A 14,710-nucleotide genomic window follows, 5' to 3' on the forward strand; every position below is an offset into this window, starting at 1 on the left:
TATCTCCCGTGGCTCCTGTTACTCCCGTTGGACCGGTCGCTCCGGTATCTCCTGCGGCTCCTGTTACTCCCGTTGGACCGGTTGCTCCGGTATCTCCTGCGGCACCTGTGACCCCCGTTGGACCGGTCGCTCCGGTATCTCCTGCGGCTCCTGTTACTCCCGTTGGACCGGTTGCTCCGGTATCTCCTGCGGCACCTGTGACCCCCGTTGGACCGGTCGCTCCGGTATCTCCTGCGGCACCTGTGACCCCCGTTGGACCGGTTGCTCCGGTATCTCCTGCGGCACCTGTTACTCCCGCTGGACCAGTCGCTCCGGTATCTCCCGTGGCTCCTGTTACTCCCGTTGGACCGGTCGCTCCGGTATCTCCTGCGGCTCCTGTTACTCCCGTTGGACCGGTTGCTCCGGTATCTCCTGCGGCACCTGTGACCCCCGTTGGACCGGTTGCTCCTGCGGCTCCCGCTGGACCAGTCGCTCCGATATCTCCTGCGGCACCTGTTACTCCCGTTGGACCAGTCGCTCCGGTATCTCCCGTGGCTCCTGTTACTCCCGTTGGACCAGTCGCTCCGATATCTCCTGCGGCACCTGTTACTCCCGTTGGACCGGTTGCTCCTGCGGCTCCCGCTGGACCGGTCGCTCCGGTATCTCCTGTTACTCCCGTTGGACCGATGGCTCCTGCAGCTCCTTGAACCCCTCGTAATCCCCGTGGCCCTCGTCGCCCTACAATTAATTTTGTATGACAAATGATGCAACAGTTTGATTTTGATAGTTTATGTTTACAATAAGGGCATTTTTTATACTTATCACAACCCATCAGTTGTTCATCTCCTTTATCATTATTCATATGTTACATCCGTAAATAGGTGCAGATAAGTAAAACGTACAAAGAATAAAAAGATAATCGTAGAATAAACATAATTTGCTAGAGTCTTCCAAAAGTCTTTTGGTTGTGAAAATTTGATTGTATTTTGCGCTAAATTTGTCTATGGTTTTTTCATGATGACTAGCCAGTCTCAAGAAGCTATTCAAAACCATATAATCTATCATGAAAAAAATCCCCTAGAATTCCAGAGGATTTTTTTGTTCCATGGTTCTCTCAAGTATTATTAAGCGTATAACGATATCTTTTATTTTACCATCCAATTACTAATCAATTGATCTGTTGTCATGACAGTAGCAAATTCATCATGCAGTGTTGCAAGTGATAGCCGATGAATCATTTCGGGATCATAATATGTACCGTTTTGATCTGTTAGTCCAAAGGCGGCAACTGCATCTGAGATAAGGTACGTATCAAAGCCTAGATTGCCGCTCATTCTTGTTGTCGTTGACACGCAGTGAGGGGTTGTCAATCCTGTGATCACGACCGTGTTAATATGGTTTGACCTTAACTGTTCCTCCAAGTTTGTGCCAATAAAGCTGCTGTTGACTTTCTTTCGTATCACCGTTTCTTCCTCTAGCGGTTTGGCGATATCTTTGAAGAGATGCCCTTCATTTGCCGGATGAAATAAGGAGTCCGGCTTGTCAGATGTATGCTGCATATGAATCACTGTCCAGCCTTTTTCTCTCCAAAACGTCAATAAACGACTGATATTTTTCTCTGCATCTAGATTATTTCGTTCTCCCCATTTTTCATGCTCGAACGCCTTCTGTACATCCACAATGATCAAAGCCTTTTGATTCTTTTGCACAAACGCCCACCTCCGTAGATTCTCATTTACTACATGTAGTGTAAGGAATGGTGATCCATTTGTACATGCTTTTAATGATGTTTTGCCTATTTTTGCATCAAAAAAACAAACCACACACTGGCAACGATGTAATAGATACCAATGATCGATGTACAGTTGGACATCACCTCGCCTATTTGAACTGATTTAACAAACTTCATCCAGATGAAATAGATGAGGAGAAATGAGCACGGATAATAAGGGAAATATCCTAAAAAATATTGCTTGAGTTTTTGTGTCATCATTTTACCTCCATTATAACCTTCTTTCATCATCTAGCAGCTGTCATATGTCCGATGACATCAAAAAAAGACAGCACAAGTCGCTGTCTTCTTTCATTTTTTAATTCGTATTCTGTCCCCCGCCATTCAGTCCTTCTTTGATATAGCCTTTGACTTGGCTTGAAGCTAATAGACCGATGTGACCAACCCCGTGAATGAGGACGTTTCTTGCGCCAATTAAACGCGAAAGGCTGTTGACGACGATAAGATCGGCTGAGCTATAGACAGAGGTGTAAAGGATTTTTTGATTTGGATCGGTGCCTGGTAATGCTCTGAGTGAAACGAGTCCATTCGCTCCACCAAGTGTGACGACGTTTTCTATTTTATCGCCGCCGTCTAGATTCTTAATATAGTATAACGTGTTCGCCCCGCCCATACTATGCGCCACAATATCTACTTTTTTGGCACCCGTTTTGTCTAACACATCTTTGACGAATCTGGATAAACGCGGACCATTGTTGCGATTATTACCTGTTTTGTCTATGAAATCGATAGCAAATAATTGGTTTCGATCCCATCCTTGTGATACCAAGTAACTTTTAATCGAAGCAAAGTTATAAGACGCACCGCCCATGCCATGTACCATCACAACCGGATTATGCTCAGCCGCTTTGATCTCTTTTGGCTGGATGAAGGCCATTGAACCTATCACTAATGCAAGTGCAACAAGAATTTGCAAACTCTTTTTCTTAAAACGAATCACTTTCATTCCCCCTTATTCATCTTATTCGAACTCTATTTTATATAAGAAAAATATGTCAGAAAAGTGAACAAGGCACTGTTTGTTCAATCAATTTATAGAAAATAAATAATGAAAAAGCACCTTTGACTTTCTCAACGCCAATGCCAAAAGACTAGACAAAGTCTCTTTGAACAGTCTATTAGACTCTTCAAAGAGCACTCATCTCTCATTTTGCATAAAAAAAGCAGCCGGTTATCGCGGCCGGCTGCCCATCGTTCTTATTTGTAATTCACAAGGAAGTATTTCTTTTTCCCTCTTCTTAAGACGGTAAATTGGTTTTCAATTCGGTCTTCAGCTGAAAGGACGTAGTCTTTATCGGTTTGTCTCTCTCCGTTGATGGAAACTGCACCATTTGTGATGTCTTCACGTGCTTGACGTTTTGATGGAGACAGCTTTGATTCAACAAGGACATCGACAAGTGTTAATTCTTCTGTGCTGCTTTTCTCCATTGATGGAACATCTTTAAAGCCTACTTTGACTTCTTCGGCTGAAAGAGATTTGATCTCGCCTTTGAATAGCGCATTTGAGATGTTGACAGCCTGTTCTAGTGATTCACGGCCATGTACAAGTGTCGTGACTTCCTCTGCTAGACGGCGCTGTGCTTCACGCTTTTCAGGTGCTGTTTGCACTTTTTCTTCGTACGATGCGATCTCTTCTTTCGATAAGAACGTAAAGTATTTTAAGTATTTCACGACGTCACGGTCATCTGTGTTGATCCAGAATTGGTAGAACTCATAAGGAGACGTCTTTTCTTTATCTAACCAGATGGCGCCGCCTTCTGTTTTACCAAACTTCGTGCCATCTGCTTTAGTGACAAGCGGCATCGTTAGACCGAATGCTTTTGCCCCTTCTGCTTCAGACTTACGGATCAGCTCAAGTCCAGATGTGATATTTCCCCACTGGTCGCTTCCACCGATTTGCAGCTTACAGTTTTCATTTCTGTAAAGGTTTACGAAATCTAAAGATTGCAGGATGACGTAGCTGAACTCTGTGTACGAAATCCCTGTCTCAATCCGTGAGCTGACGATATCTTTTGCCAGCATGAAGTTCACACCGAAGTTCTTTCCAATATCACGAAGGAACGTGATGACATTCATTTGGCTGATCCAGTCGTAGTTATTCACGATAACGGCTGGGTTCTCGGCTGCTTCAAAATCAAGAAATTGTGACAGCTGTCCTTTAATTTTCTCTGTCCATTGTTCTACGATTTCTGCAGGGTTTAGTGAACGCTCTGCTTTTTTGAAGCTAGGATCGCCGATTAGTCCAGTCGCGCCGCCAACAAGGGCAATCGGGTGATGGCCCGCTTCCTGGAATCTGCGTAATGTTAAAATTGGCAATAGATGACCAATGTGCAAGCTGTCAGCTGTCGGATCAAAGCCGGAGTAAAGCTTGATTTTTTCTTCTGCTAATAATTTTGTTAAACCTTCTTCATCTGTTTGCTGCTGAATTAATCCTCTGAACGATAACTCTTCCATCAATTGACTCATATCCAATTCTCCTTTTTTTACAATTCAACATAAAAAACGCCCCTTCGAATGAACGAAGGGACGATATATATCGCGGTACCACCCTGCTTAAAAGACAACAAATCACGTCTTTTCACTTACACTGATAACGGACAGATCCGTTCTTTCACTAATCAGGGCAGCATGCATGCTCCTTTTCGTAAAAGCGGTTCGTGAGGGTAATTCGAATATCTCTTTGTACTGACTCGCACCAGCCGTCAGCTCTCTTGGACAGGGAAAGATAATTCTACTGAATCTCAGTCAAAACCTTTACATATTCAACTAATGTCATTTTAAACATACTTTTGGTATCAAGTCAACTGATGAAAAAAATTAATCTTCCATTGTCGATAGGTCGCCAGCCGGTAAATTCAGTTCCCACGCCTTTAGCACACGTCTCATAATTTTTCCGCTTCGCGTTTTAGGTAGTTTGTCTTTAAACTCGATTTCTCTCGGTGCCGCATGTGCAGCGAGTCCTTTTTTCACAAACGTACGAATCTCTTCTTTCAGCTCATCTGTCGGCTCATATCCACTTCTGAGCGCAATGAATGCTTTAATAATTTCACCGCGGACTGGATCTGGTTTTCCAATGACACCAGCCTCTGCAATGGCCGGATGTTCGACCAGCTTGCTTTCCACCTCAAAAGGACCAACCCGTTCTCCTGATGTCATGATCACATCATCGACACGTCCCTGGAACCAAAAGTATCCGTCTTCGTCCATATAAGCTGAATCTCCTGAAACATACCAATCTCCCGGCATAAAGTAAGATTCATATTTTTCAGGATTGTTCCAGATCGTATGCATCATAGACGGCCAGCCTTTTTTGATGGCGAGGTTGCCCATCCGGTATGGCGGAAGTTCATTTCCGGCATTATCGACAATCGCCGCTTCTACGCCTGGAATCGGTTTCCCCATTGAACCTGGTTTGATGTCCATGCATGGATAATTACAAATCAGCTGTGCACCGGTTTCAGTCATCCACCAAGTGTCATGAATTCGTTTGCCAAATACAGCGTCTCCCCATCGGATGACTTCTGGATTTAGAGGCTCACCTACACTTAACACATGACGGAGCGAGCTGAGATCATATTTTTGAATGAGGTCATCTCCTGCTCCCATCAGCATTCTAAAGGCAGTCGGAGCACTGTACCAAACGGTCACACCTAGTGATTCAATGGTTTCATACCACGTATCAGGGTTAAACCTGCCGCCTAAAATGACATTCGTCGCCCCATTTAACCATGGTGAAAAAATGCCGTACACTGTGCCTGTTACCCAGCCTGGGTCAGCTGTACACCAGTAGACATCGTCTTCTTTCAGATCAAGCACCCACTTACCGGTCTGGTCTTGCTGCACCATTGCGCCATGGACATGCAGCACACCTTTTGGCGTACCTGTGGACCCTGACGTGTAATGAAGCAGAAAGCCGTCTTTTTCATCCATCCATTCAATCTCAAGGTTCTTTGCTGCCTGCTCAAACGCCTCTTCGTAATGGATTGTCCGAACGCCATCGACGTCTTCCTTTTCACCGCCGACAATGATGACGGATTCAAGCTTCGGAAGCTCTGCAAACGGAATTCGTTCAAGCAGATCCGGCGTTGTCACAATGACCTTCGCCTCACTATTTTCTAAACGGTCTTTGACCGCTCCTTCCATAAATGCCTCAAATAACGGACCAACGATCGCACCAATTTTGACTGCGCCAAGCAGAAGAAAATAGAGCTCAGGTGATCTTGGCATAAAAATAAATACGCGATCCCCTTTTTGCACATGCGCCTTTTCTCTGAATAGATTTCCCGCTTTATTTGTGTTGATTTTCATATCCCTGAACGTATACTTTTCATCACGCTGTGAATCTTTGTAGTGAAGCGCCACCTTGTTCTTACGAAACGAGTCCGCATGTCTGTCAATCGCTTCATAGGCTGCATTTATGTTTCCTGTTTCATACCACGAGAAGTTTTTTCTTGCTTCCTCCCATGAAAATTCTTTGTATGCCTGCTCATAATCATTTAAATGATAGTCCCCTTTTACTGATGGCAGCGTTTCCAATTTCATCAAACAGTCCCCCTTTGCATACGTTTACAATGACCATTATAGTATAGATGACTTTTTTTCTCAATTTTTAAAAAACTTATGGTGAAACCGTTTTAATTCTTGCAAGTTTTAAGATAAAATAGAGACGACTCACTAGAATTTGAGGCGGTGGATACGTGGAGCATCCTAAAACTTATTATTCAAAAACCATTGAGCAAGAAACAGGTTCCATCCTTATTGAAGGTCCGGTACCTGCACCAGAGCTTGCGAACTATACCTTTCATGAAGGACTGACGGCATTTCGCACGCCTGAGGAACAGAAACAAGCACTTGTTGAAATAGCAGACCTTCCAGAAGGACGTATTATCATTGCAAGAATGGATGAGCTTGTCGTAGGCTATGTCACGTATTTGTATCCTGATCCGCTTGAGCGCTGGTCAGAGGGTAACATGGAAAATTTAATCGAGCTTGGCGCGATTGAGGTCGCTCCTCCATTTAGAGGCTGCTCACTTGGCAAGCATTTACTTGATGTGAGCATGATGGATGAGCAAATGGAGAATTATATCATCATTACAACTGAATATTACTGGCATTGGGATTTAAAGGGGACAAAGAAAAACGTGTGGGAGTACCGCAAAATGATGGAGAAAATGATGAACGCAGGCGGTCTTGTCTGGTTTGCAACAGACGAGCCAGAGATTAGCTCACATCCAGCCAATTGTTTAATGGCCAGAATCGGGAAAAATGTGAGTCCTGATTCGATTGAGCGTTTCGATCGTCTTCGCTTCCATCAACGCTTTATGTATTAACGTTCAATTCGTTTTTTTGGCAAAGGGGATTGGTAAACAATGATGATTGAACAAATTATGGAGCGTGATGTGGTCACGCTGCGAAAAACCGATACGATTGAAGAAGCCATTCAAAAAATGAGTGCACATCACATTCGGCATATTCCGATCGTATCTGATCAAGGTTCTGTCATTGGGATGGTGACAGATCGGGATATTAAAAATGCCAGTCCAAGTATATTTGAAACAGAAAAAAGACAGCTCTTTATTCAGCGTCCTGTTGAAGAGATCATGGTATTAGAGACGATCGCTGCTCATCCGCTTGATTTCGTTGAAGAGATTTCAAGTGTCTTTTTTGAACACGGAATTGGCTGCCTTCCAGTGGTGAGACGAGGCAAGCTCGTAGGCATTATCACAAAGACTGATTTGCTTCGTACGTTTGTCAGACTGACAGGTGCAGATCAGCCTGGGTCACACTTAGAGGTTGAAGTGGACCAGATGACAGAAGGCCTCGCAGACATTACGGCCATTTTAAAGGAGCAGCATATTCAAATGCTGAGTGTGCTCGTGTATCCGCATGCAAATGAAGCTTCTAAAGTGCTCGTATTCCGCCTTCAACTCATTCATGCAGATCATGTGACGAAGCTGATTCGTGCAAAAGGCTATAAGGTGCTGTGGCCAATGGAGCAGACGATCAAATGAAGGAAGCGACCTTTGTTTTTTCACCCTCTTTTCAAACGTACCAATTTCACCAAGACCATCCCTTCAATCAGCTTCGTGTCTACTTAACATATGATCTTCTTCAAAAAATGAAGGCGTTAACAGATGATGAGATCGTCGCACCGCGTATGGCGACACTGGAGGAATTAAAGCTCGTCCATACAGCCGATTATATTCAAGCTGTGCAGCGGGCTAGTGAAGGAAAGCTCTCTACAGCAGAGGGTGAACGCTACGGCCTTGGCACGGAGGATACACCGATGTTTGCAGGTATGCATGAGGCAGCTTCTCTCCTTGTTGGCGGGACATTAACAGCCGTTGACCAAGTAATGATGGGACACTCGCAGCATGCACTCAATCTTGGCGGCGGACTTCACCACGGGTTTAAAGGACGTGCATCTGGCTTTTGTATATATAATGACAGCTCCGTGGCCATTCAATATATTCAAAAGACATATGGTGCAAGAATTTTATATATTGATACAGATGCCCATCATGGAGATGGTGTACAATTCAGCTTCTATGACGACCCAGAGGTCTGTACGGTCTCTATTCATGAAACGGGGCGCTACTTGTTCCCTGGAACTGGACAAGTACAGGAAAGAGGTCACGATAAAGGCTATGGCTACGCTTATAATATTCCGCTTGATGCATTTACAGAAGACGAATCGTTCCTCGAAGCATACCGAACAGCAGTGACTGAAATTGCTGCTTTTTTTAAACCAGATGTGATTTTGACGCAAAACGGCGCGGATGCACACTACTATGATCCGTTAACCCATTTATCTGCCACCATGAAAATATATGAGGAAATTCCTAGACTTGCCCATGAGTTAGCGCATCAATATTGTGATGGCAAATGGATTGCTGTTGGCGGAGGGGGATATGATATTTGGCGTGTCGTTCCAAGGGCATGGAGCCGGATTTGGCTTGAGATGAAAGGCATCACACCGCCGGCTGAACTGCCTCAGGACTGGGTTCAGGCTTGGCATAAACAATCGCCTGTCAGCCTGCCATCGACATGGGGAGACCCTGACGATTTATATCCACCGATCCCAAGAAAAGCAGAAATCACAGAAAAGAATGCTCAAACTGTAGAAAAAGCACTTATGCCTGTAAGAAGAGAAAAGAAAAATGCATAAGAAAAGCAGGCATTCACTAATGTGTAAGCCTGCTTTTTCGTTTTATTTTGTTGATTGTCTTTCTTCAATTCTGTGCGGAAGCTCAACAATTTGATCGTCCACTTGTTCTTTGTTCATCAGCTTTGTCAGCAGTCTCATTGCGACAGCGCCAATATCATAGGTCGGCTGAACAACTGTTGTCAGCTGAGGACGCACCATGAGAGAAAGTCTCGTGTTATCAAAGCCAATCACTTCTAAATCCTCAGGAATCGATACGCCTCTATCTTGTGCTCCGTGAATGACACCTAGCGCCATTTCATCGGTAGCCGCAATAACAGCTGTCGGCTTGTCAGACTGCTCAAGTAAATGAGCAAGTGATTCAATTCCAGAATCATAGGAGTAATCGCCTTCAGCGACGAGCGCATCGTCAAATGCGATGCCCGCTTCTTCAAGCGCACGCTTATAACCTGCAAGCTTTCTCATAGAGTTAATCGGTTCTGACATTGGGCCAGATACGAAGGCAATTCGCTTATGTCCTTTCTCAACTAAAAGCTGGACTGAATCATAAATCGCTTGCTCGTAGTTGATATTGACAGATGGTGTTTGAGCCTGCTCTTCAACAGATGCTGCAAGAACAATTGGCACAGGAGAGCGCTTAAATTCTTCAACAAGCACATCTGTGATGTTTCCGCCCATAAAGACAATCCCATCTACTTGTTTACCTAGCATTGTATTTAATAGATGAAGCTCTTTATCGGTATTTTGATCTGAGTTGCTTAAAATGATGTTGTACTTATACATCGTGGCGATATCTTCAATTCCGCGAGCAAGCTCCGAATAGAAGATACTAGAAATATCAGGGATGATCACCCCAACTGTTGTAGTTTTTTTACTTGCAAGGCCTCGTGCCACAGCATTCGGACGGTAGCCAAGACGATCAATCGCTTCAAGTACCTTTTTTCTTGTTGTTGGTTTTACATTCGGATTACCATTCACTACGCGTGATACCGTTGCCATACTTACATTTGCTTCTCTTGCTACATCATATATTGTAACATTATTCACATAAATCACTCCTTCAAATACACTTCATATCTATAGCATTCACCAATTGGATAGAGACATGTCAGATACGAGGAAAATAATATCCTATTTGTCATTAAAACGATGAAAAGAGACACATAATTTTTCAATCTACATCAAAATGACATTCTTTTATGAAATTATACACGTTTTTTCACCATATGAAAACGTTCCCTTTCTTTTTATAACTAAATTAAACAAACTTTAATGAGCTTGTTACCTGTAAATTGAATCATATTTCATGAAAAATCGCCGAGAACGTCAGCTATGACAATGATCTTAGCAGATTCTATCGAATTTTAAAAATGAAAACATTGTGAACAAGCACTTTTGAGGCTTGTAATGTGCTCTTTTCCTTTCATTCCCAATCTCATCATATTTTATCCATAGAAAAACCGCCGGGCAGTTATCCGGCGGCTTTTCTATCTATGATTACGCGTGAATGTTGACAAGTGGTCTTAACGCATCTAACCATTTTTCGAATTGAGGAATGTCCATTTGCTGCGCTGAGTCAGATAGAGCAACAGATGGATCTGGATGCACTTCTGCCATGACACCGTCTGCTCCAATAGCAAGAGCTGCTTTCGCTGTTGGAAGGAGAAGATCTCTACGTCCAGTTGAGTGCGTCACATCAACGAATACTGGTAAATGTGTCTCTTGTTTCAAGATTGGCACTGCAGAGATATCAAGTGTATTTCTTGTCGCTGTTTCGTATGTGCGGATACCGCGCTCGCAAAGGATGATTTGGTCATTTCCTTGGGCGATGATGTATTCAGCTGCATTGATGAATTCTGAAATAGTCGCTGCAAGACCACGCTTTAAAAGAACTGGTTTCTTCACAGATCCGGCTGCTTTTAATAGCTCAAAGTTTTGCATGTTCCGTGCACCAATTTGGATTACATCGATATGCTCAATCGCTTCTTCAATATGAGCAGGATTGACGATTTCACTAATGACAGCAAGACCGTATTCATCCGCTACACGCTTTAGAATTTTTAGACCGTCTACACCAAGTCCTTGGAAATCGTATGGACTTGTGCGAGGTTTAAATGCACCTCCGCGAAGTAGTTTTAGTCCTTGCTGTTTCGCTGCTGCCGCAACTTCTGCGACTTGCTCGTAGCTTTCAACAGCACATGGTCCAACGATGAAGCGCTGTTTCCCATCACCGATCGCTTCTCCATTGATGTTCACGATTGTATTTTCCGATTTTTTCTTACGAGAAACAAGAAGTGCTTTGCTGTGGTCATCTTCTTGAAGCTCTAGACCTGCTTTGAAAATCTCTTTGAAAATATGCTGAATCGTTGAGTTTTCGAATGGTCCATCATTTGCTTCAAGAATTTGGTTCAGCATTGTGCGCTCTCTGACAGGATCATAACGGTTGACACCTTGCGCTTCTTTCGCCTTTCCAATTTCTTTTACAATGCTTCCTCTTTCATTGATCAGTTTTAAGATTTGAAGATTTAGTTCATCTGCCTGCTGTCTCAATTGTTCTAGTTCATTGTTGCTCATTTTTGTCATCCTTTCCTCTGCCTGTTCTCGCTTTTTATTTTTTCATTCTCTCATGATAGGGTTTATTATAAACAAAGATTTCGGAATTGTCACGAAAATTTTCTTTATTACCCAAACGCTTTTAAGCGATAAAGTATTATGTGTAAGATTATAGCATACTTTTGGTTGAAGTAAACCTTTTTTTATAAAAAAACGTCAGCAATTGCTGACGTTTCTTCTACAGATTATGTTCAAGCGCTTCTTTTGTAATGCTTGAGTGAGATGCATGCCACTTCACTTTTCCACCGCTAAAGACGAGTGCCTGGGGACTTTCATGCTTTACCCCCGACTTTTCAGTCACATAGGATGAAAGCTCTCTTGTGTTTTGGATTTGCAAGAAATAAGTAGGCACGTCTTCATGTGCAGACGCAAATGCTTCAAACTCTTGAAAAGCCGCTTGGCTGATCGGACATGTCAAACTGTGCTTAAAAAAGACAAACGTCCCATCTTGATTCGTTAGTTGATCAAACTGTTCTTCTGTTTCAATGAGTTGTTTTGACATGATGTTCTCCTTCTTCACTCCGTGCAGTGAGAGTTAGCCTTTAGTCGATTGTTCTACTTTTTCTTTGACATCTTTGATGCCATCTTCAATTTCTGATTTCGCTTCTTGTGCTCGTACTTTTGCTTCGTCTGCTACATCTGAAGCTTCATTTGCTAGGTCAGCTGCTGCATCTTCTGCTTCACTTTTCACATGATTAGCTTTTCCAGCTGCACGCTCTTTTATGTCTTTCACTTTGTCTAAAATCTGGTTTGACTGTTCTGCTACCAGTTGGGACAATTCAGACGTTTTATCTTTCGCAATCGTCACATATTCAGTGCCTCTTTCTTTTGCATCTGTTGTGAGGCGATCTGTTTTTTCTTTTAAAACATTCGCTTGGGTGTTCAAATCATCGCGAAGCTCTTTCCCTGACTTCGGTGCTAAAAATAAGGCTGTTGTTGCACCAACAATTCCACCAATAAGTGTTCCGATCAAAAAGTCTTTGCTATTGATTCCGTCTTTGCTCATGATTATTCCTCCTATGCGAAAATGGTTTATTTTTGGTGTTTTCGTTGTTTCCATTTTTTATAAATTTCAAGTGCTGCGTTACTCCAGCTTACCACATCCGTGACTTTTTCTTGATTTCGTTCAACGGATGAAGAAACTGCACCAGCTGCCTGCTTTATGCTTGTATTAAATTGGTTGATCGAGCCGCCAATTCCCTGCACCGCATCCACAACTGTGTTGAGTTTTGCCGATTTGTCTTGAATATCTTCAGCAAGCTGATTCGTCTTATGTAGCAACTGTGTCGTCTCTGTGGTGATCCCTTGCATCTGACCTTCAAGACCTTCTAAAGTTGATGCAACATTCTTTAATGTCAGCTGTAAGGATTTTAATGTTTTGGACAAATAGATGACAAGAATGAGGAAAGCAATTGCGATCAGTGCAACGCTTAGATATAGAATAATAATCATCTGATACCTCCTTTGCTGCGGGCATATGCAATTCATTACCCTCTCGTTGTATCATTCAAACATCGCCTAGAATGACCGATTGAATAATAATTCTACACTTATTCGCTGATTCCTGTCCACAGCGAACGAAAAAAAGCGGAAGATGTTGACACATTTAGCCCCTTTGTCACATTTTATTCAAAATAAAAAAAGTGCCGATCAAAACGGCACTTTTCCTTTAAGCATTTATACAGCGACTTTCTCATAAGCACGCAGATATTTTTGAATGTCTCCTGCTCCCATAAAGATCAGAATCCCATCTTCGTGCGCTTTCAGCACAGATGTATCTTCTTCCGCAATCAATTGGGCCTGCGGGATTTTTTCTCGTAAATCTTCGATACTCAGCTTCCCAATGTTTTCACGGGCTGAACCGAAAATATCGCATAGGTATACATAGTCCGCTTTTTTCAGACTGTCAGCAAATTCACTTAAGAATTGCTGTGTACGTGTGAAGGTATGCGGCTGGAAGACAGCGACAATATCACGGTCTGGATATTTTTGACGTGCTGCTTCAATGGTGACTTCAATCTCCGTTGGGTGATGGGCATAGTCGTCAATTAAGACCTGCTCACCGACCACTTTTTCATTAAAGCGGCGTTTCACCCCGCCAAATGTCATTAGTGCCCCTTTGATGAGCTCTACATCAATGGCTTCATAGTGACATAATGCAATCACAGCTAATGAATTGAGGACATTATGATTTCCGTAGGCAGGAATGTAGAAGGTATCATAAAACGTATTGCGTACAAATACATCAAATGTAGTGCCTTCCGTGTTTTTCACAACATTGCGTGCTTGGAAATCATTTTCTTCATTGAAACCGTAGTACACAACAGGTACCTTCGCTTGAATCTTGGGCAGATGCTCATCATCACCGCAAGCGATAATGGCTTTTTTCACTTGAAGCGCCATGTTTTGAAACGCATCAAACACGTCGTCAATGTCCGAGAAATAATCAGGATGATCAAAATCAATATTGGTCATGATCGCATAGTCTGGATGATAGCTGAGGAAGTGTCTGCGGTATTCGCATGCTTCAAATACAAAATACTCGCTGTTTTCTTTCCCCATACCAGATCCATCACCGATTAAGTATGAAGTTGGTTTCGCTGATTGCATCACATGGGCAAGCAGTCCTGTTGTCGACGTTTTACCATGAGCACCAGTAATCGCAACGTTTGTGAATGAATCCATGTATTCTCCAAGGAATTTATGGTAACGAATGACAGGAATCCCTTCAGAAAGGGCACGTTCAATCTCAGGGTGTGTATCAGGAAATGCATTACCTGCAATCACGGTCATCCCTGGCTGAATATTATCTGGGTCAAATGGAAGAATTTTAATATTTCGTTCTTCTAATGCTTTTTGTGTAAAGATATGTTTTTCGATATCCGATCCTTGGACAGTATACCCAGTATCATGAAGAATTTGGGCCAGTGGACTCATACCTGTCCCTTTTATTCCAACAAAATGATAAACAGTCATAATTGTACCTCCAACAAACGTCTATCTGACTTACAGTATATGACGCTCATTTCAATTTGCAACTTGTGATTTTCGCCTCTAGCGGCTCACAGATCGCAGCTCCAAATAAAGATTTTTTTCCGATCTTCCTATTCTAATCAATATTAACTATGATTAGTATCCGACAACTTTCCTATTTCTAACAC

The 14,710-nt window shown here is 42.8% G+C and carries 15 protein-coding genes and 1 other annotated feature; of the genes, 3 read left to right on the plus strand and 12 right to left on the minus strand.

Going from position 1 to position 14,710, the window contains the following annotated elements; genetic code table 11:
• From C6347_RS17550 to acsA, 6 genes are all read right to left on the minus strand, one after another.
• On the minus strand, positions 1-841 hold an 841-nt coding region (locus tag C6347_RS17550), incomplete at its 3' end, for a collagen-like domain-containing protein (protein WP_483861157.1).
• 283 nt (positions 842-1,124) lie between these two features.
• Complete coding sequence (locus tag C6347_RS17555; RefSeq protein WP_106036971.1) at positions 1,125-1,688, minus strand: cysteine hydrolase family protein; 564 nt, start codon at positions 1,686-1,688, stop codon at positions 1,125-1,127.
• An 86-nt stretch (positions 1,689-1,774) separates the two neighbouring features.
• Positions 1,775-1,969, minus strand: coding sequence for a hypothetical protein (locus tag C6347_RS17560; RefSeq protein WP_066030545.1), 195 nt, complete (start codon positions 1,967-1,969; stop codon positions 1,775-1,777).
• Positions 1,970-2,069: 100 nt separating this feature from the next.
• Positions 2,070-2,648 (minus strand): esterase/lipase family protein, encoded by a 579-nt coding sequence (locus C6347_RS17565; protein WP_374955746.1) that lies wholly within the window; start codon positions 2,646-2,648, stop codon positions 2,070-2,072.
• Positions 2,649-2,968: 320 nt separating this feature from the next.
• Positions 2,969-4,237: a tyrosine--tRNA ligase gene (tyrS, locus tag C6347_RS17570; protein ID WP_060597019.1), complete on the minus strand. Its 1,269-nt coding sequence runs from the start codon at positions 4,235-4,237 to the stop codon at positions 2,969-2,971.
• Between the two features lie 53 nt (positions 4,238-4,290).
• Positions 4,291-4,529: a binding site (T-box leader), on the minus strand.
• 59 nt (positions 4,530-4,588) lie between these two features.
• Positions 4,589-6,313 carry an acetate--CoA ligase gene (gene acsA, locus C6347_RS17575; protein WP_066030543.1) on the minus strand — a complete coding sequence of 575 codons (1,725 nt, stop codon included), beginning with the start codon at positions 6,311-6,313 and terminating at the stop codon, positions 4,589-4,591.
• 155 nt (positions 6,314-6,468) lie between these two features.
• Between acsA and C6347_RS17580 the strand changes: the two genes are divergently transcribed.
• Genes C6347_RS17580 through C6347_RS17590 form a run of 3 tightly spaced genes read left to right on the plus strand, consistent with a single transcriptional unit; the run spans position 6,469 to position 8,939 of the window.
• Complete coding sequence (locus C6347_RS17580) at positions 6,469-7,101, plus strand: GNAT family N-acetyltransferase (RefSeq protein WP_060597021.1); 633 nt, start codon at positions 6,469-6,471, stop codon at positions 7,099-7,101.
• 39 nt (positions 7,102-7,140) lie between these two features.
• Positions 7,141-7,782 carry a CBS and ACT domain-containing protein gene (locus C6347_RS17585; RefSeq protein WP_106071934.1) on the plus strand — a complete coding sequence of 214 codons (642 nt, stop codon included), beginning with the start codon at positions 7,141-7,143 and terminating at the stop codon, positions 7,780-7,782.
• On the plus strand, positions 7,779-8,939 hold the full coding sequence (locus C6347_RS17590; protein ID WP_066030541.1) for an acetoin utilization protein AcuC: 1,161 nt from the start codon (positions 7,779-7,781) through the stop codon (positions 8,937-8,939). The genes C6347_RS17585 and C6347_RS17590 overlap by 4 nt, the downstream gene beginning before the upstream one ends.
• 42 nt (positions 8,940-8,981) lie before the next feature.
• Here C6347_RS17590 and ccpA read toward each other — a convergent pair whose 3' ends face one another.
• The 6 genes from ccpA to murC form a co-directional block, all read right to left on the minus strand.
• Positions 8,982-9,983 carry a catabolite control protein A gene (gene ccpA / locus C6347_RS17595; RefSeq protein WP_034665514.1) on the minus strand — a complete coding sequence of 334 codons (1,002 nt, stop codon included), beginning with the start codon at positions 9,981-9,983 and terminating at the stop codon, positions 8,982-8,984.
• A gap of 450 nt (positions 9,984-10,433) precedes the next feature.
• Entirely contained in the window at positions 10,434-11,510 is a 1,077-nt protein-coding gene (locus C6347_RS17600) for a bifunctional 3-deoxy-7-phosphoheptulonate synthase/chorismate mutase (RefSeq protein WP_003217626.1), read from the minus strand.
• Positions 11,511-11,727: 217 nt separating this feature from the next.
• Positions 11,728-12,051, minus strand: coding sequence for a bacillithiol system redox-active protein YtxJ (gene ytxJ / locus C6347_RS17605; RefSeq protein ID WP_034665511.1), 324 nt, complete (start codon positions 12,049-12,051; stop codon positions 11,728-11,730).
• Positions 12,052-12,084: 33 nt separating this feature from the next.
• Positions 12,085-12,555 (minus strand): YtxH domain-containing protein, encoded by a 471-nt coding sequence (locus tag C6347_RS17610; protein WP_034665507.1) that lies wholly within the window; start codon positions 12,553-12,555, stop codon positions 12,085-12,087.
• A gap of 26 nt (positions 12,556-12,581) precedes the next feature.
• Positions 12,582-13,001: a DUF948 domain-containing protein gene (locus tag C6347_RS17615; RefSeq protein ID WP_003217556.1), complete on the minus strand. Its 420-nt coding sequence runs from the start codon at positions 12,999-13,001 to the stop codon at positions 12,582-12,584.
• 225 nt (positions 13,002-13,226) lie between these two features.
• A complete protein-coding gene (murC, locus tag C6347_RS17620; RefSeq protein ID WP_034665503.1) occupies positions 13,227-14,525 on the minus strand; it encodes a UDP-N-acetylmuramate--L-alanine ligase in 1,299 nt (432 codons plus the stop codon).
• Between the last annotated feature and the right edge of the window lie 185 nt (positions 14,526-14,710).

It is taken from the genome of Bacillus sp. NMTD17 (assembly GCF_002998735.1).
Lineage (GTDB): Bacteria > Bacillota > Bacilli > Bacillales > Bacillaceae > Bacillus.